The organism is Bradyrhizobium sp. (assembly GCF_049581145.1).
Classification (GTDB): Bacteria; Pseudomonadota; Alphaproteobacteria; order Rhizobiales; family Xanthobacteraceae; genus Bradyrhizobium.
In genome coordinates this window covers 1-15,812 of record NZ_JBAURI010000208.1, presented here as the reverse complement: position 1 = coordinate 15,812, position 15,812 = coordinate 1, and the positions used below count along the sequence as shown (strand labels likewise).

Genomic DNA, 15,812 nt, shown 5'->3' with positions numbered 1-15,812 from the left:
GGTGGCGGCGACAAGAAGAAGTAAGCGGACGCGGGATGCCGCGTCATGCTGCTCTTTGTCGGCCTCGGCAATCCCGGCGCGAAGTACGCGCGCAACCGGCACAATATCGGCTTTGTGGCCGTCGATGAAATTGCACGGCGTCATGGTTTCGCACCATGGCGCCGGCGTTTTCAGGGCGAGACCTCGGAAGGCGCGCTCGATTCCGAGCGGGTGATCCTGCTCAAGCCCGCGACCTTCATGAACGAGTCGGGGCGCGCGGTGCAGGAAGCGGCGAGTTTCTTCAAGCTGGGCGCGGGCGAGGTCACCGTGTTTCAGGATGAGCTCGAGCTGCTGCCGGCCAAGCTTCGCGTCAAGGTCGGCGGCGGCATCGCCGGTCATAACGGACTGCGTTCGATCTCAGCGCATATCGGCAACGACTATCGCCGCGTGCGGCTCGGGATCGGCCATCCCGGCATCAAGGATTTGGTTCACGCCTATGTGCTGGCCGATTTCGCCAAGTCCGATGGCCCCTGGGTCGCGGCGCTGTGCGAAGCAGTCGCCGACAATGCGGCGCTGCTGGCAAAGGGCCGAGATTCGACATTCCAGAACAAGGTGCATCTGGCGATGCAGGCGAAGGGGTTTTTCGACAAGGACGATAGCAGCGAGAAGCCGGACTGACTTCTCCATCGTCGTAGCCGGGGCCAGCGCGGGCGCGAGCGACATCAGAGACCGAGGATGCAATGGGATTCAAATGTGGAATCGTCGGGCTGCCCAATGTCGGCAAATCGACGCTGTTCAATGCGCTGACCGAGACGGCGGCGGCGCAGGCGGCGAACTATCCGTTCTGCACCATCGAGCCCAATGTCGGTGAAGTTGCCGTTCCCGATCCGCGGCTCGACAAGCTCGCTGGCATCGCCAAATCGGGACAGATCATCCCGACCCGCCTGACCTTCGTCGACATTGCGGGCCTGGTGCGCGGCGCCTCCAAGGGCGAGGGCCTCGGCAACCAGTTTCTCGCCACCATCCGGGAGGTCGACGCGATCGCGCATGTGGTGCGCTGTTTCGAGGATGCCGACATCACCCATGTCGAAGGCAAGATCGCTCCGCTCGCCGATATCGAGACCATCGAGACCGAGTTGATGCTTGCCGATCTCGACAGCCTCGAGAAGCGCGTCGAGAACCTCGCCAAGAAAGCCAAGGGCAACGACAAGGACGCCAAGGAGCAGCTCGATCTCGTCAACAGGACGCTGGTGCTGCTGCGCGACGGCAAGCCGGCGCGGCTCCTGGAACGGAAGCTGGAGGAAGAGCGCGCCTTCGGCATGCTGGGACTCCTGACATCGAAGCCCGTGCTTTACGTCTGCAATGTCGAGGAAGGCGCGGCCCAGGAGGGCAACAGCTTCTCCCGGCAGGTGTCCGAGCAGGCCAAGAAGGAAGGCGCGGTCGCGGTGGTGATCTCGGCCAAGATCGAATCGGAGATCGCGACGCTGTCGCGCGAGGAGCGGGTTGAGTTCCTGCAGACCTTGGGCCTGGAGGAGGCCGGCCTCGACCGGCTGATTCGCGCCGGCTACCAGTTGCTCGACCTCATCACCTATTTCACCGTGGGGCCGAAGGAGGCCCGGGCCTGGACCATTCACCGCGGCACCAAGGCGCCGGCGGCGGCAGGCGTGATCCATACCGACTTCGAGAAGGGCTTCATCCGCGCCGAGACCATCGCCTATGCCGACTATGTCGCGCTCGGCGGCGAGGCCGGCGCGCGCGATGCCGGCAAACTCAGACTGGAAGGCAAGGACTACGTCGTCGCAGACGGCGACGTGATGCATTTCCGGTTCAACAACTGATCGTGCAGGTCGGGTGCAGGCGCGCTTACCAGAAGGGCCGAGACGGCTGGATCGATATTGGTGAGCACGGCGTAATTGCGCCACACTCTCCGCGACAATCCCTGGTCGTATGTCTGGGCAGCTTACCGCATCCCACCCTGATCGCGGATGGCGCCGAGGTGTTCGTTGATGCGAAACACGATCAGGATGAACTCGGCGAGGATGCGCGAGAACACGATTCCCACAATCGTGCTGGCGATCGAGGAGAGCAGCAGCAGAAAGCCGCCGAACGGGCTGACCGCCATGGTGGCGAGGCCGCTGAAGATTCCGGACAGGCCGAGCAGCGAGATCAGCGCAATCACCAGCCAGTAGAACGGCTTGATGATGGTGGGGGTAATGAAACGGTCCCACTGGAATAGATCCTGAAAGTCAAACATCCTCTTCCCCCAGCAAAGCGCGCAAGCGCTACGTCCGAATCCAGCCGACACAGGCCCTAGCTCGGAACGGCAATCCGGGCAAATTTGTAGCACGGACATGCGAGCGGGCGGGTTGAGATTGCCTCAAAGTGCGGCCACAATCGGGCTTCCCATCGGCAATTCGTCAAGATGACCCTGACCTACGAAGATTTTCCGCCCGGACGTCTCGGCACATTCGGACCGCGCCATGTCACGCGCGAGGAGATCCTGGCATTTGCGGCCGAGTTCGATCCGCAACCGATGCATCTCGACGAGGAGGCCGCGCGGAATTCCATGCTGCAGGGCCTTGCCGGATCGGGCTGGCATCTGTGCTCGATCATGATGCGGATGATGTGCGACGGCTTCATCGTCAAAGCCGCTTCGCTGGGCTCGCCCGGCGTCAGTGAATTGCGCTGGCTTGCACCGCTGCGGCCGGGAGATGATCTCATGCTCGATGTCGACGTCATCGAGGCACGCGTGTCCAAGAGCCGGCCCACCACCGGGATCGTGACGTTCAGATGCGTGATCCGCAACGCGGCTGACCAGATGCTGTGTGAGATGGTTTCACCGATCATCATCGGCCGGCGCGCCCGCGATGACGAGGCCGGTTGATGCGTTTCTTCGAGGACATCGCAGTCGGCGACCGCCGCGAACTGGGTTCGTTCACCTTCACCGCGGATGCGATCAGGCAATTCGCCGCGCAATTCGATCCGCAGCGTTTCCACATCGACGAGGAGGAGGGCCGCAAGTCGCTGTTCGGCGGCCTGGCCGCGTCGGGCTGGCATGTCGGCTCGGCCTATATGAAGGTGATGGTGACCGACAGCCAGCGGCAGGCGCGGGATGCCGCCGCTCGCGGCGAGCAGGTCGCGGTGTGGGGGCCTTCGCCCGGCTTCCGCGAACTGCGCTGGATCAAGCCGGTGCTGGCCGGCGACACCATCAGCTTCGCAAGCGAAGTCGAATCGCGCCGGACCTCCGACTCGCGCCCCGAATGGGGAATCCTGCAGGTCCGCAACACCGGGACCAATCAGCGCGGCGAACTGGTGTTCTCGTTTCTCGGGACCGCGTTCGTGCCGCGGCGTAACGCGGGCTCGAACATGCGCCCGATGCCCGGCCCTGCGAGGCGATGAAGCTCGGATCGCCTGGTCGCTCGCGCATCTCGCAACGACCGTTGCGCATAAGGCACGCCTGATTGGAAAAGTAGTTACCAGACCATTAAGCTGGTGCTTCCGCACGGCGATGTCGCGGAACGATTCCTTTGCTAACGCATTTTGAACAAACTGCCTGCCATAGTGCCGGGCGGGATCATGGCGGGGAATGACGATGACGGATCACGGCGGGTTGAAATTGCTGGGCTTCATTTTCGCAACCGTGACGGTGGCGGTGATGCTGACCACGGCGATGGTGGTGAAGGGCTACGCCGACGGCGTCTATACGCTGGACAACGCGCCGATCGAAAGCCGGTAGGTTGAGATTTCCTTGACCATACGCGCAGATCGTGTGTGGCCCGTCTGACTGACGACGGCCGAGCGGAATCAGCGGTTCCAGATCAACGCCAGCACGGCAATGGCCAGGAACAACAATCCGACAAACCGCAGCACGAGCGTTCCCATCCCGGGCGTTGACGCGCGCAATGGGAGTGGGTCGGTATTGTCCTGCTGAATGCTTGCCATTGAGATTGCTTCCCCCGGGGCGCGCCGGCCGCGGCGCCTGACTCCGCTCGCAGGTCACAGCCGCAAAGTTCAAGCCGGTGCGATACGCGTGATGTGGTTATTTCCTACGAAACCAGCGCGGCCCGTTCTGCGGCGCGCTGGCTCTCGTGGAATCGGAACGATCGGATGATGCCATCATCACCCTCCGGGGTGATGGCGCGGTGGTTTCAAGTCGACGCCGCCGCGCGGTCACGCGGCGGCGTGACGTGAGGCGGACTAGCCGCCGTTGCGCAGGCCGTCAGCGGCGCGCTTCCACTGCGCGACATTGTCGGCGATCATACGGGTCGATTTCATCGCGGCCTGGCTGAGCTGGGCATAGCCGGAAATCTCGCGCTGGACGCGCTGGCCCTCCGCGTGCAGCACGTCGCGAAGTGATTCCAGTTCGGAAATCAGGTTTTCAATTTCCGCCAGTGAGTTGCCGGCAACGCGCTGAATCAGCGAGTTCACGTTGGTGACCGCAGCGTCTGCGTTCACGTCGAGCGCCGGCTCCGCGCCGTTCAGCGCGGGCGGGCGGCGCAGATAAGCAATATCGTTGCGCACGAAATCGCGGATGCCGGCTTCCACTTCTGACACCGCGCCTTCCACCTCGGTTTCAGATTCGGCTTTTTCCGGACGAATGACGTTCATCGCCTGTTCCTTTGTTTCGCGCTGCACGAGTTTGTCCCCCGCACGACGAGATGAAAACCACTACAAGCCGGGCCATCAGGGCGGCCGATTTTGGCCACATCGCGGCCAAGATGCGGCAATGCTCGATCATTTGCCGGATTTGAACGCGCAAGCCAGAATTTCGCCTGCGCGCGCGGACCAATATACCAGTTCGCGCGAAAGGTGTTCAAAAACGGTGCAGCATCGAGCCTGAGTCCAGCGGACATCCACATTCAACCAGAAGAGCGGCTGCTCGATGATTACCAGCTTTTCTTGAATTCCGCGGTGATGCTCTTGCTGGTGGTGCCCTGAGATGTTTCCGCGACCGAGCCGGAAACGCTGACGCCGTCGAACAGTTTCTGCTCGGCGCCGACCTTGCGCAGCCATTTGTCTTCGGAGGACGACAGTGTCTGGCCGGCAGTGATGCTGGTGCCGGTGTCGGAGACACTGAACTGCGCGGACTGATCGGTTGCGTAAGCGCGGGTCGGGCGCGCGACCACGCCCGGTACCGGCACGATGCCCTGCTGGGTCATGTTGAGGCCGTTCTGCAGCGTCACCGAATATTGCTGGTCGAGCGGGACCTGTTTGCTGAGGGTGGTGCCGAGTTTGCTCTGCTCCGTATTGGGGTCGACGCGGGCCTCGACCGCGGTCTTGTCCCAGACCTCTCCAGCGCCGGCCGCGGTGACCGCGGCCCAGGCTGTGCCGCCGGATTGCGGCAGGCTGCCGCCGTTGGCTGATTTTTCCGCCAACAGTTCCGACATCGTGGTGGGCTCGTGGGTGACCGTCATGTCGGCACCGACGCGGGTGTCCAGGAACGGCGACACCGCTTGTTTCACCGAGACGTTCGAGACGCCGTTCGGCTTATCGTTCGCCGACCAGGCCAAATCACTGCCGGGCGTGCTCGCCAGGGCATCCGGCGCCGAACGTGCCTTTGCGGCGAGCCCGGACGGGAGAGTGGACGGATCGACCTTCAACTGGCTCCAGTCCAGCTTGCTGACGTCGATATCCTTCATGTCGGGATCGTCGGCGTCAGCCGCGGCAGCGTCCGTCGGCGCCGAGACATCTTTCGAAGCGTCTGGATCCTTCGAGGCGTCTTGATCCTTCGAAGCGTCTGGGCCTTGCTGCTCGGTCTGTTGCTGGTCTTGTGCCTGCAGACTTTCCCATAAGAGATCGCGCGGCTGCGCCGTCTGAGCAAAAGCTGGCAGCGCCACGCCCAGGCTGAAGCCCGCCGCCAGCACCATCGCGCTGTAGTTTGTTGTTCTGGAAATCATGACCGAGCCTGCATGATTGATAGGCGAATCCTATAGAAATTCCAGCGCAAAATTGCGACAGGCGATGCCCAGGCCGCCATCACAAGCGCGCCAACGGGTCGGCGCCAGGCGCCGCCCGTTGGACGAAGCAGATCCGGCGGGGCTGGTGGCCGGACTGCTTCGCCGCGCACGCTCCTCGCTTGCGAGGGCGTCATGCGATCGATGTCATCCTCGGCAGATTGATCGGGTGGCCCAGCACCTGTTCGACCAGGTCGAAAGTGTCGACGACGACGTGGATGCTGCGCAGCCGGCCGTCCCTGAACTGCGCGAAATGTGCAACCCGCATCGAAATCGGCTTGTCGGAGCTGCGCGTGGTCAACGAATAGCGCAGCATCGACGCCGCCGAAATCGGCCGCGAGCATCACCGTCTCGCGCTCGAAGCGGTGCACCCGGATGCTGTCGGCGATACGCCGGACCACGTCGATCACCGCTTCCTTGCCGCGCCGCGCGCCGAAAAACGGAAACATGTCGATCGGCCCATAGATCGCCCAAGCGACGCCGTCGTCGATCAGGGCATCGAAATCCTCGAACTGGCGTTCATCGATTCGCGCGATGCGGCGCACGCGAAAAAAACGCCAGAGGCTGTGCTCTGTCATGATGGTTATTGATCCTGAACCGTGAGTTCTGAGCAACCGTCCCGCGATAGACGCCAGTGGCGACCGAACTCATGTGCGACGTCCGGCCAAGTTGCTGCACCCTGAATTTGTAGCCCGAAGTAGTTCGATTGATCGCGGATGCAAGGGGCAGATTTGCATTGCTCGGATGCGGCAGGATCGGCAGCAATCAGCAGGCGCCGTTGTCGCGCGAGTGCATTTGTTCCCGCTCGATCGCGATCTCGCTGTCGCGCAAGGCGAGCACGCCGAACACGAAGGCGCCGCCGAGCCCGCCGATCATGGCGCCGAGCGGCATGAAGGTGAAAAACACCAGCATCCCGCCATAGCCCTCGAAATCGCTGGTCTTGAAGATCTCGACCCAGGCCAGTCCGACCCCGACGCCAACTGCGGCGCCCCCGAGCGCCCCGAGGATCAGACCCAGCACAGCAAGCAACACAATTTTCATTACTGAAATATTCGCCAAATATCCAGAACAAGCATTCGGAAAAAGCTGATCTGCTAATTCCTGTGATGGGTCGCTGCAGGCCGAATGGAGGTTCAACGCGATTCGTCAAATAAAGCGCGGATGTATTCGCCGTGCAGCGAAGCTTGTAATCGCGGTTCGCAAAGCAGCGACTAGTCCCCGTCGGAGCTCTTTCCGGTCAGCGCGGCTGCGATGTCGCGTTCCAGTACCTGCTGCACCAGGTCGAACGTATCAATGATCTCGCGGATACGGCTGATGCGGCCCTCCTGCAGCGTATAGAACGCCGCCATGTCGAATTGCACGGTGCGGTCATTGCCTCGCTTGCGGAGGAAGGCGCGGAGGCTCACCGCGACCTTGTCGGCCTCGGTGACGATGATCGGTACCTGGTAGCGAATGTCGTGATAGCGGGAATGCACGATCCTCCACATGGTGCGAAGCTCGGTCTTGCCGCGACGGCGGCCCAGATGCGGCAGGATATCCGTCGGCGCGCTGGCGAAGACATCAATGTCGTCGCTGCACCGCGCCAGTGCTCCTTCGATGTCGCCCGAGGAAAACGTGTCGAGAAAGTTCAGCACGCGCCGGCGATTGAGACTCTCGACCATTCATTCTCCGCACGTAATTGCGCCGAGGGCAATCAGCATTTCATTGTCAGCCGAATTGCGATCCAGTCCATGGCGCAAGACCCGCAAGATGCAACTCTTTGGTACAACGAAATCGATGAAGGTTCATTGCACGTATAAGCTGTGCATATGATGCGCGCACTTTGGTCTTCCGCGTATTTCTTCAATCTGGAAGAGCCGCGGTCGTTCGCCGTGCTCCCGCCACCGATAGCCGACTTATCCGTCGGCAAGTCGCCGCACGGCGAAGCGCGGTCCGCTGCGTCCAACGCTCCGCCGTTGCCGGAATACCCCCGCGGTACGTGGCGGTTTGTCGCGTGCGGCGTCGGCGTCGGTTGACGATTTAATGAAACATCGGCTTCCCCGGCCGGTTTTCTTGGTAGGGCGACGCTGTCCTGAACTTCCACGTTCTAAAACCGGACCTTCCAAGGAGACCAAGCCAATGAAGAATTCCGCTTCGCTCGCGCTCGCCGCCGTTCTGGCGCTGTCGGGCGCCACGGCCGCGTCCGCGGCCAGCCACATGTCGGCCCGTTCGGAACGCATGGCCAATACCAGCGACACGCTGGCCCTGTCGGGCAATCAGCAGCAAACGATCGCCAAGGATGTCAGCCGCCATGCCTCCAACCAGACCGCGCCGCAGGGTTTTAATGCCCAGGTCGGCGAGGCGGTGCCGTCGTCGATCAGCACCTACCCGCTGCCGCGGCAGGCCGCGCGCGATGTGCCGGCGGTGAGGCCGTACCGCTACGCGATGACGCAGGACAAGGTGCTGATCGTCAATCCGTCCGACCGCAAGATCGCGGATGTCGTGAACAAGTAGCCGCGTGAGAAATAAACCGGAACCGGCCTACGGAACCCCGGCGCGCGGCGGCGGTTAGTGATGCGAGATATCCAAAACATCCGGAGACACGCATCATGAAAACCCTGATCACACTATCCGTCGCCGCGCTTGCGCTGGCTTCTGTCGCCTCCACCCCGGCCGATGCCAAGGGCTGCATCAAGGGCGCCATTGTCGGCGGCGTCGCCGGTCACTTCGCCGGTCATCACGGCATGCTGGGAGCAGCCGCGGGCTGCGCCATCGGCCATCACCGCGCCAACGAGCAGGACCGGGACCGGCAGCAGCAGTCGCAGCGCGACCAGCAGATGCACGACCAGACCACCGGTCAGAGCAGGATGTAAGCGGCCGAGGCGCAAGCCCTGGTCATTGCGCGCCGTTGAGTTGCGGCTCGCGAAGCTGCGGACAAGCGCCACGCTCTACGTCATGGCCGGGCCTTGTCCCGGCCACAGACGTTTGTGCAAGCCACCGTGGGCGCACCAGCGTCACTTTTCAAACAGCCAAGACGATTGTCATTCCGGCGCATGCCGTTCGCGTCGTTGCGGGGGCGCGTAGCGCGAGCCCGTAACATCGAGATTCCCGGCTCGGTCCTGCGGACCGCCCCGGAATGCCGGCCTATTCGGTGTCGACCGACGCCAGAAACTCCTCTGCGTTCTCTCGTGACACAAAGCGGCGACGCTAGCGATGGTCAGGATCGTGCCCGGCCGTGTCAGGTGAACGCAGCACGACGAATTCACTGCTGCCGCGCTCAACGAGCTCGGGCGGATCGTCGCTGTCGGCCGGGAGCGCCGCAATGCGGGCATTCGTCGTCACACATGCACGTCCAAGGGTCCGAGTACGCTACCTCTTCTTCCATCCACCGCGTTTCCCCGGCGCGCCACCCGTCGACCGCGGCGCGGGACCGAATTCGGGGCCGGATTGACGGGAGTCGGTGGGCTGGAAAATCTTGCTCCCGCTGCCGGGCGCTGGTCCGTCTGAGGACGGCCTGCGCGGTAGCGGGCGGGTTGGGCGGAAGGGCAGGGATTCCGGGCCATGCATTTCATCGAGGTGGGGTTTGTGGACTTTGGAGGGGGTGGGACTCATGGATCCTCCACTCCGACCACGAGAGCGAGCTTCGCTCGCCTCGGACCCCGCAAGGGGGGAGGGGGAGGAAGCGCCGGGCGCGCGGAGCGATGCTGAAAAATCCCCGCGGGCTGCGCCGCGTGCGCCGCCACCGCTCTTCTTCATCGCGCTTGCCGGCAGGTTGGCGGCTTCGCCATATTTCTTGGCGCCGGCATAGGCGCCGGCCTTGCCTTGCACGGTGCGCTGTTTCGCGGTGGGATCGTCGACCACCGCCAACTCGGTCGCGCGCAGGCGCTTGACCTCGTCGCGCAGGCGGGCGGCTTCCTCGAAATTGAGATCGGCGGCGGCCTCACGCATCCTTGTTTCGAGATCGGCGAGCACGGCTTCGAAGTTGTGCCCGATCGCGATCACATCATCAGCCATGCCGCCGTCGCCGACTTCGACCAGCACATGGTCGCGCTCATAGACCGAGTTGAGGATGTCGCCGATCGATTTCTTGACGCTCTCCGGCGTGATGCCGTGCAGCGTGTTGTACTCGACCTGCTTTTCGCGGCGGCGGTTGGTCTCGGCGATGGCGCGCTCCATCGAGCCGGTCATCTGGTCGGCATAGAGGATCACCCGGCCGTCCACATTGCGCGCGGCGCGGCCGATGGTCTGGACCAGCGAGGTCTCGCTGCGCAGAAACCCTTCCTTGTCGGCGTCGAGGATCGCGACCAGCGCACATTCGGGAATGTCGAGGCCTTCGCGCAGCAGGTTGATGCCGACCAGCGCGTCGAACGCGCCCAGTCTCAGATCGCGGATGATCTCGATGCGTTCGATCGTGTCGATATCGCTGTGCATGTAGCGCACGCGGATGCCCTGCTCGTGCAGATATTCGGTGAGATCTTCCGCCATGCGTTTGGTCAGCACCGTGACCAGCGAGCGGTAGCCGGCCGCAGCAGTAGCGCGGACCTCGCCGACGAGATCGTCGACCTGGGTGCGGGCGGGACGGATATCAACGGGAGGATCGATCAGCCCGGTCGGGCGGATCACCTGCTTGACGAACACGCCGCCGCTTTCGTTCAATTCCCAGCCGCTCGGCGTCGCCGACACCGCGACCGTCTGTGGCCGCATCATGTCCCACTCCTCGAAGCGCAGCGGGCGGTTGTCCATGCAGGAGGGCAGCCGGAAGCCGTATTCCGCGAGTGTCGCCTTGCGCCGGAAATCGCCGCGGAACATGCCGCCGATCTGCGGCACGGTGACGTGGCTCTCGTCGGCGAACACCAGCGCGTTGTCGGGGACGTATTCGAACAAGGTCGGCGGCGGCTCGCCGGGACGGCGGCCGGTGAGATAGCGCGAATAGTTCTCGATGCCGGCGCAGCTGCCGGTCGCCTCCATCATTTCGAGATCGAAGGTGGTGCGCTGCTCCAGCCGCTGCGCCTCCAGCAATCGTCCCTGGTCGTGGAGCTGGTCGAGCCGTTGCTTCAGCTCGAACTTGATCGCCTTGATCGCCTGCACCAAGGTCGGGCGCGGCGTCACATAATGCGAATTGGCATAGATCTTGATGAATTCAAGCTCATCCTGCTTGTGGCCGGTGAGCGGATCGAATTCCTCGATATTTTCGACCGTGTCGCCGAACAGATTGACGCGCCAGGCGCGGTCCTCATAGTGCGCCGGAAAGATGTCGATGACGTCGCCGCGCACCCGGAAGGTGCCGCGGGTAAAATCGGCCTGAGTGCGCTTGTATTGCAGCGCGACGAGGTCGGCGATCAACTGCCGCTGGTCGATGCGCTCGCCCTTCTTCAGCGCAAACGTCATCGCGGTGTAGGTCTCGACCGAGCCGATGCCGTAAATGCAGGACACCGAAGCGACGATGATGACGTCGTCGCGCTCCAGCAGCGCGCGGGTCGCCGAGTGGCGCATGCGGTCGATCTGCTCGTTGATCGAGGAATCCTTCTCGATGTAGGTGTCGGTCCGCGGCACATAGGCTTCGGGCTGATAGTAGTCGTAATAGGAGACGAAATACTCGACCGCGTTGTCGGGAAAGAAACTCCTGAACTCGCCATAGAGCTGCGCGGCCAGCGTCTTGTTCGGCGCGAGAATCAGCGCCGGGCGCTGCGTCGCCTCGATCACCTTGGCCATGGTGTAGGTTTTGCCGGAACCGGTGACGCCGAGCAGCACCTGGGTGCGGTCGTTGCGCTGGATGCCTTCGACCAGCTCGGCGATTGCGGTCGGCTGGTCGCCCTTCGGCTCGTATTCGGACTTGATCTCGAAGCGCACGCCGCCTTCGGATTTTTCCGGGCGCGGCGGCCGATGCGGCGTCCAGACTTTCAGCGCGCCGTCATCGGTTTTGAATTCAGGACGGCCCTCGCGGATCAGGCTTTCCAGCGCCTCCGCGGTAGCCCTGACGCCAAGCGCCTCCATCTTGCTGCGCGGTGGACGCGCCAGCGCCTCCTCGTCGTCTTCCGCGGTGGGCAGGCCGAGCTGCCGCGCCAGCTCGGGATCGAGCGTTGGGATGGTCGCGGCGGTGCCGTAATTGGCTTGCGGGGCTTCGTCGAGGCCGGGACTCGCTTCTCCCCTCCCTCCGCGAAGCGGCGGGGAAGGGTCGGGGCTGGGGGGTGGCGCCGCGAGCTCTCGCTCTCGATCTGGCACCGAACCTGTCGAAGCACCCCCCACCCCCGGGCCCTCAGAGCGAGCTTCGCTCGTCTCGCCTCCGCCACGCGCTCCGGGCGCGGCGGGAGGCAGGGAGGAGGCATCGGATTTCGTGGACACGTCGCGCTTCGCCACATCCTCGCTCGTGCCTTTGGTCGACGCCCTGGCGCGGTGCGCGGCGGCCTCGCCGCCGGCGCGGCGGTCCCAGGAATTGTCCGGCGGCGGCTGCAGGCCGGTGCCCGAACCAAGACCGGCATCGCCACGATTGATCGCGGGATTGAGCAATTCGGCAAGCGCCGGCCCGATCGGCTGAACCTCGGGTCGAGACGCCTTGGAATTTGGCGTTTTGGATTTCGGGGTCTTGCCGGGCTTTCGCGGAGCGTCTGGATTCTTCGCCATGGGCGGAATATGGGACGAGTCCGGCGGACATGAAAGAGCTAAAGCCTGTACGCAAAGCGCGCGTGATTCGCACGCGGAACTGGAGAGGGATATCGATGACCGGTCTTCGCAAGATGGTAATGCTGCTGGCCGCATCGGGCGCATGGGTGCTGCCCTGTCAGCAGTTGGCAGCACAATCCGGGAACGCCGAACCCGCCACCCGCGCGGCCAACGAAGCCTTTGCAAAGTCGCTCCCGTTCGCCGACCGCGCCGATTTCGACGACGCCAGGCGCGGCTTCATCGCCACCTTGCCGGACGGCGTAGTCGCAGGGCCGCAAGGGCCGGCGTTCGACACCAAGCCGTACGCATTCCTCGGCAAGAACGAGGCGCCGGCGACCGTCAATCCAAGCCTGTGGCGGCAGGCGCAGCTCAACGCGATCAACGGGCTCTTTGAGGTGACCGGCCGCGTCTACCAGGTGCGCGGCATCGACATTTCCAACATGACCATCATCGAGGGCGACAGCGGGCTGATCGTGATCGACACGCTATTGTCGAACGAGACCGCGAAGGCCGCGCTCGATCTCTATTTCAGGAATCGGCCAAAGAAGCCGATCGTCGCCGTGATCTACAGCCATAGCCATATCGATCATTTCGGCGGCGCCGGCGGCCTGATCTCGGCGGAGGATGCGGCGTCCGGCAAGGTCAAGGTGCTGGCGCCGGACAAGTTCATGGACTATGCGGTGGCCGAGAACGTGATTGCCGGCAACGCCATGCGGCGCCGCGCGGAATATATGTATGGCCCGTCGCTGCCGATCGGCGATCGCGGCCAGATCGATACCGGCCTCGGCAAGGCGCTGTCGAAAGGCACGGCCTCGCTGATCGCGCCCAACGATCTGATCAAGCAGGATCTCGAGACGCGCAATATCGATGGCGTCGAGATCGAATTCCGTCTGGTGCCGGGCTCGGAGGCGCCGGCGGAAATGATCATGTACTTTCCGCAGTTCAAACTGTTGGACATGGCGGAAGACACCACCCACAATATGCACAATCTCTACACGCTGCGCGGCGCGGAAATCCGCGACGGCAGGCTGTGGTCGCGCTATATCGGCGACGCCATCGCGCGCTACGGCGACAAGACCGACGCGGTGATCGCGCAGCATCATTGGCCGATATGGGGCAATGCGCGCATCGTTGCGTATCTGAAGAAGCAGCGCGATCTCTACGAGTTCATCCACGACCAGTCGGTGCGGCTGCTCAATCAGGGCCTGACGCCGACCGAGATCGCCGAGCAGCTGAAATTGCCGGCTAGCCTCGCCAATGACTGGTCGGCGCGCGGCTATTACGGCACGCTGAGCCACAATGCGAAGGCGGTCTATCAGTTCTATCTCGGCTGGTATGACGCCAATCCCGCCGATCTCGATCCGCTGCCGCGCGCCGAGGAGGCGCGCAAGCAGGTCGAATATATGGGCGGCGCGGACGCGATCTTGAAACGCGCGCGCGACGACTTCAAGGCGGGGCAATATCGCTGGGTCGCGCGCGTGACGAGCCAGTTGGTGTTTGCCGATCCCGCAAACAAGGAGGCGCGCGCGCTCGGCGCGGACGCGCTGGAGCAGCTCGGCTACCAGAGCGAGGCTGCGACCTGGCGCAATGCCTATCTGCTCGGCGCGGCCGAATTGCGCCATGGCGTACCGCCGGCGCAAACCCTGCGAAGCAATGCCGAGCTGCTCAAGGGCGTCTCGATCGATCTCGCCTTCGATGCGCTCGCCACCCGGCTGAACGCGACGCGAGCCGAAGGCAAGCACATCGTGATCAACTGGACTTTTACCGACCGCAATGAAACCTACCTCATGAACCTGGAGAACTCGGCGCTGACCCATCGCATGGGGCCGCTCGACGACAGGGCCGATGCCTCGGTCAAGCTGACCCGCGCCGCCTTCGACGCGATCTCGACCAAGCAGCGTTCGTTCGCCGCCAGCGCGGCTACCGGCGACGTGTCGATCTCGGGCGATCCGCTGAAGCTGCGTGAATTATTCGGCCTGCTCGACGAGTTCACGGCGAATTTCGCGATCGTCGAGCCGCTCAAGGCCAATGTGGAGTAGGAGCCAGCTGGTCAGGCCGCGCGGGCATCGCCCGGCTTGGACCACCGATGCTTGCAGCGATCGATGTGCTTTTTGGCGTCCACGATAGCCGAATCCTCGTCCGGCCAGGCAAAGCCGATCTCAAGCGTCGGAAAAGGACTGCCATTGATGAAGAATGGTGTCAGATCCGAGCGTCGGAGCCGCGCGTGCCACAAACCTCGGCCGGCCTCGAACGATTCGATCTCGTAACCGTCATAGCTAGATATCATCAGATGACCCCGTTCCTGATCGGGGTCGAGGCCACCACAAAATGCTGCGATGCGATGTGACCTGTCTCACACATCGGCGCCTTTTTTGCCTGTTCGATCTTGCAAGCGAATTTGGCCGAGGACGGTCACCGCGCCGCGTCGGGGGCGCCTTTGACGCCAAAAAGCTCCAGCAGGGCATCGCTGGAGCTTTCCTTGGAGGTTCGAACGAGAGCGTGTTTCCCTTGATGAGAAGGACTGCGGTGGGGGCGACGCCTGGGACAAAGCGCGGCCTTACCTTCGATCGAGACTCCGGATCGTCGAGAAATATTCCAGCCTAACCGCGCCGTTCGCGCCGGCCGACTGATGCGCCACGCACGGACGGCGCCGCCGCGGTGCGAATGATCCAGCGCCGGAACGCCGAGAAGTCGCGCCGCTCGGTCTGGAAACTGCGATAGACCAGGTACCAGCGCATGCCCTTGGGTACGCTGAGCGCAAACGGCGCCACCAGCCGACCGGCGGCGAGGTCGTCGTCGATATAGGGCCGGATGCCCATGGCGACGCCGAGTCCGTCGACGGCGGCCTGCAGCGCCTGGCCGTAGAACTGAAACTCCGGCCCGCGCGCGGTGACGCGCGAGACGCCGGCCGACTCCAGCCATGACGGCCAGTCGTCGGGGGAATGCGCGACCCGCAACAGGTTCGGTCCCTTTAAATCGGCCGGACGTTTCAGCGGCGCGGCCAGTCTCGGTGCGCATACCGGCTGCAGGTCGGCCGCGAACAGCGGCTCGGCGACAAGCCCCGGCCAGGCGCCGCAGCCGAGCTTGATGCCGCAACTCCAGTCATCGCCGAACGGCGCCGCCGCACCGCCGGTGGCGATGCGGACCTCGATGTCGGGCTCCTCTTTCCGAAACTCGGCCAGTCGCGGGATCAGCCAGCGCATCGCAAAGGTGGGCCCGACGCCGATCGTGAGCACGCGA

Annotated in this window: 17 protein-coding genes and 1 pseudogene; 9 read left to right on the top strand and 9 right to left on the bottom strand. The window is 63.6% G+C overall.

All coding sequences use genetic code 11. The features are described from left to right. Positions 1-45: 45 nt before the first annotated feature. The gene (pth, locus tag WCB02_RS07025; protein ID WP_423957111.1) at positions 46-657 is read left to right on the top strand and encodes an aminoacyl-tRNA hydrolase; all 612 of its coding nucleotides are present in this window, start codon (positions 46-48) and stop codon (positions 655-657) included. 62 nt (positions 658-719) lie between these two features. Continuing rightward, on the top strand, positions 720-1,817 hold the full coding sequence (ychF, locus tag WCB02_RS07020) for a redox-regulated ATPase YchF (RefSeq protein WP_423957110.1): 1,098 nt from the start codon (positions 720-722) through the stop codon (positions 1,815-1,817). A 122-nt stretch (positions 1,818-1,939) separates the two neighbouring features. On the opposite strand, the gene WCB02_RS07015 is transcribed toward ychF, so the two are convergent. Continuing rightward, positions 1,940-2,233: a DUF4282 domain-containing protein gene (locus WCB02_RS07015; RefSeq protein WP_423957109.1), complete on the bottom strand. Its 294-nt coding sequence runs from the start codon at positions 2,231-2,233 to the stop codon at positions 1,940-1,942. Positions 2,234-2,401: 168 nt separating this feature from the next. Between WCB02_RS07015 and WCB02_RS07010 the strand changes: the two genes are divergently transcribed. The 3 genes from WCB02_RS07010 to WCB02_RS07000 all read left to right on the top strand — a co-directional run bounded on the left by WCB02_RS07010 (position 2,402) and on the right by WCB02_RS07000 (position 3,715). Next, entirely contained in the window at positions 2,402-2,863 is a 462-nt protein-coding gene (locus WCB02_RS07010; protein ID WP_423957108.1) for a MaoC family dehydratase, read from the top strand. After that, a complete protein-coding gene (locus tag WCB02_RS07005) occupies positions 2,863-3,378 on the top strand; it encodes a MaoC family dehydratase (protein WP_423957107.1) in 516 nt (171 codons plus the stop codon). Before WCB02_RS07010 ends, WCB02_RS07005 begins: the two co-directional genes overlap by 1 nt. 193 nt (positions 3,379-3,571) lie before the next feature. Further along, positions 3,572-3,715, top strand: coding sequence for a hypothetical protein (locus WCB02_RS07000; RefSeq protein WP_423957106.1), 144 nt, complete (start codon positions 3,572-3,574; stop codon positions 3,713-3,715). A gap of 68 nt (positions 3,716-3,783) precedes the next feature. Here the strand turns inward: WCB02_RS07000 and WCB02_RS06995 are convergent, their stop codons facing one another. The 6 genes and pseudogenes from WCB02_RS06995 to WCB02_RS06970 form a co-directional block, all read right to left on the bottom strand. Continuing rightward, entirely contained in the window at positions 3,784-3,921 is a 138-nt protein-coding gene (locus WCB02_RS06995; protein ID WP_423957105.1) for a hypothetical protein, read from the bottom strand. Positions 3,922-4,176: 255 nt separating this feature from the next. Then, entirely contained in the window at positions 4,177-4,587 is a 411-nt protein-coding gene (locus WCB02_RS06990; protein ID WP_423957104.1) for a hypothetical protein, read from the bottom strand. A 278-nt stretch (positions 4,588-4,865) separates the two neighbouring features. Then, complete coding sequence (locus tag WCB02_RS06985; RefSeq protein WP_423957103.1) at positions 4,866-5,876, bottom strand: hypothetical protein; 1,011 nt, start codon at positions 5,874-5,876, stop codon at positions 4,866-4,868. A 190-nt stretch (positions 5,877-6,066) separates the two neighbouring features. Further along, positions 6,067-6,511, bottom strand: a pseudogene (locus WCB02_RS06980) (nuclear transport factor 2 family protein). A 187-nt stretch (positions 6,512-6,698) separates the two neighbouring features. Beyond that, positions 6,699-6,974 (bottom strand): hypothetical protein, encoded by a 276-nt coding sequence (locus tag WCB02_RS06975; RefSeq protein WP_423957102.1) that lies wholly within the window; start codon positions 6,972-6,974, stop codon positions 6,699-6,701. Positions 6,975-7,144: 170 nt separating this feature from the next. Beyond that, positions 7,145-7,594, bottom strand: a complete 450-nt coding sequence (locus WCB02_RS06970) for a nuclear transport factor 2 family protein (RefSeq protein WP_423957101.1) — start codon at positions 7,592-7,594, stop codon at positions 7,145-7,147. A 457-nt stretch (positions 7,595-8,051) separates the two neighbouring features. On the opposite strand from WCB02_RS06970, the gene WCB02_RS06965 reads away from it, so the two are divergent. Together WCB02_RS06965 and WCB02_RS06960 are read left to right on the top strand one after the other, a co-directional pair. Next, a complete protein-coding gene (locus WCB02_RS06965; protein WP_423957100.1) occupies positions 8,052-8,426 on the top strand; it encodes a DUF1236 domain-containing protein in 375 nt (124 codons plus the stop codon). Positions 8,427-8,521: 95 nt separating this feature from the next. Then, positions 8,522-8,785, top strand: a complete 264-nt coding sequence (locus WCB02_RS06960) for a hypothetical protein (protein WP_423957099.1) — start codon at positions 8,522-8,524, stop codon at positions 8,783-8,785. A 496-nt stretch (positions 8,786-9,281) separates the two neighbouring features. On the opposite strand, the gene uvrB is transcribed toward WCB02_RS06960, so the two are convergent. Beyond that, the gene (gene uvrB / locus WCB02_RS06955) at positions 9,282-12,533 is read right to left on the bottom strand and encodes an excinuclease ABC subunit UvrB (RefSeq protein WP_423957098.1); all 3,252 of its coding nucleotides are present in this window, start codon (positions 12,531-12,533) and stop codon (positions 9,282-9,284) included. Between the two features lie 95 nt (positions 12,534-12,628). Between uvrB and WCB02_RS06950 the strand changes: the two genes are divergently transcribed. After that, positions 12,629-14,611, top strand: coding sequence for an alkyl/aryl-sulfatase (locus tag WCB02_RS06950; RefSeq protein WP_423957097.1), 1,983 nt, complete (start codon positions 12,629-12,631; stop codon positions 14,609-14,611). Positions 14,612-14,658: 47 nt separating this feature from the next. After that, complete coding sequence (locus tag WCB02_RS06945) at positions 14,659-14,919, top strand: hypothetical protein (protein WP_423957096.1); 261 nt, start codon at positions 14,659-14,661, stop codon at positions 14,917-14,919. A gap of 253 nt (positions 14,920-15,172) precedes the next feature. Here the strand turns inward: WCB02_RS06945 and WCB02_RS06940 are convergent. Then, on the bottom strand, positions 15,173-15,812 hold a 640-nt coding region (locus WCB02_RS06940), incomplete at its 5' end, for a LysR substrate-binding domain-containing protein (RefSeq protein WP_423957095.1).

What these genes read in the sequence shown, in the direction of transcription:
- pth (WP_423957111.1), top strand. Translation starts at nt 46, where the DNA reads ATGCTGCTCTTTGTCGGCCTCGGCAATCCCGGCGCGAAGTACGCGCGC.
- ychF (WP_423957110.1), top strand. Translation starts at nt 720, where the DNA reads ATGGGATTCAAATGTGGAATCGTCGGGCTGCCCAATGTCGGCAAATCG.
- WCB02_RS07015 (WP_423957109.1), bottom strand. Translation starts at nt 2,233, where the DNA reads ATGTTTGACTTTCAGGATCTATTCCAGTGGGACCGTTTCATTACCCCC.
- WCB02_RS07010 (WP_423957108.1), top strand. Translation starts at nt 2,402, where the DNA reads ATGACCCTGACCTACGAAGATTTTCCGCCCGGACGTCTCGGCACATTC.
- WCB02_RS07005 (WP_423957107.1), top strand. Translation starts at nt 2,863, where the DNA reads ATGCGTTTCTTCGAGGACATCGCAGTCGGCGACCGCCGCGAACTGGGT.
- WCB02_RS07000 (WP_423957106.1), top strand. Translation starts at nt 3,572, where the DNA reads ATGACGGATCACGGCGGGTTGAAATTGCTGGGCTTCATTTTCGCAACC.
- WCB02_RS06995 (WP_423957105.1), bottom strand. Translation starts at nt 3,921, where the DNA reads ATGGCAAGCATTCAGCAGGACAATACCGACCCACTCCCATTGCGCGCG.
- WCB02_RS06990 (WP_423957104.1), bottom strand. Translation starts at nt 4,587, where the DNA reads ATGAACGTCATTCGTCCGGAAAAAGCCGAATCTGAAACCGAGGTGGAA.
- WCB02_RS06985 (WP_423957103.1), bottom strand. Translation starts at nt 5,876, where the DNA reads ATGATTTCCAGAACAACAAACTACAGCGCGATGGTGCTGGCGGCGGGC.
- WCB02_RS06975 (WP_423957102.1), bottom strand. Translation starts at nt 6,974, where the DNA reads ATGAAAATTGTGTTGCTTGCTGTGCTGGGTCTGATCCTCGGGGCGCTC.
- WCB02_RS06970 (WP_423957101.1), bottom strand. Translation starts at nt 7,594, where the DNA reads ATGGTCGAGAGTCTCAATCGCCGGCGCGTGCTGAACTTTCTCGACACG.
- WCB02_RS06965 (WP_423957100.1), top strand. Translation starts at nt 8,052, where the DNA reads ATGAAGAATTCCGCTTCGCTCGCGCTCGCCGCCGTTCTGGCGCTGTCG.
- WCB02_RS06960 (WP_423957099.1), top strand. Translation starts at nt 8,522, where the DNA reads ATGAAAACCCTGATCACACTATCCGTCGCCGCGCTTGCGCTGGCTTCT.
- uvrB (WP_423957098.1), bottom strand. Translation starts at nt 12,533, where the DNA reads ATGGCGAAGAATCCAGACGCTCCGCGAAAGCCCGGCAAGACCCCGAAA.
- WCB02_RS06950 (WP_423957097.1), top strand. Translation starts at nt 12,629, where the DNA reads ATGACCGGTCTTCGCAAGATGGTAATGCTGCTGGCCGCATCGGGCGCA.
- WCB02_RS06945 (WP_423957096.1), top strand. Translation starts at nt 14,659, where the DNA reads ATGCTTGCAGCGATCGATGTGCTTTTTGGCGTCCACGATAGCCGAATC.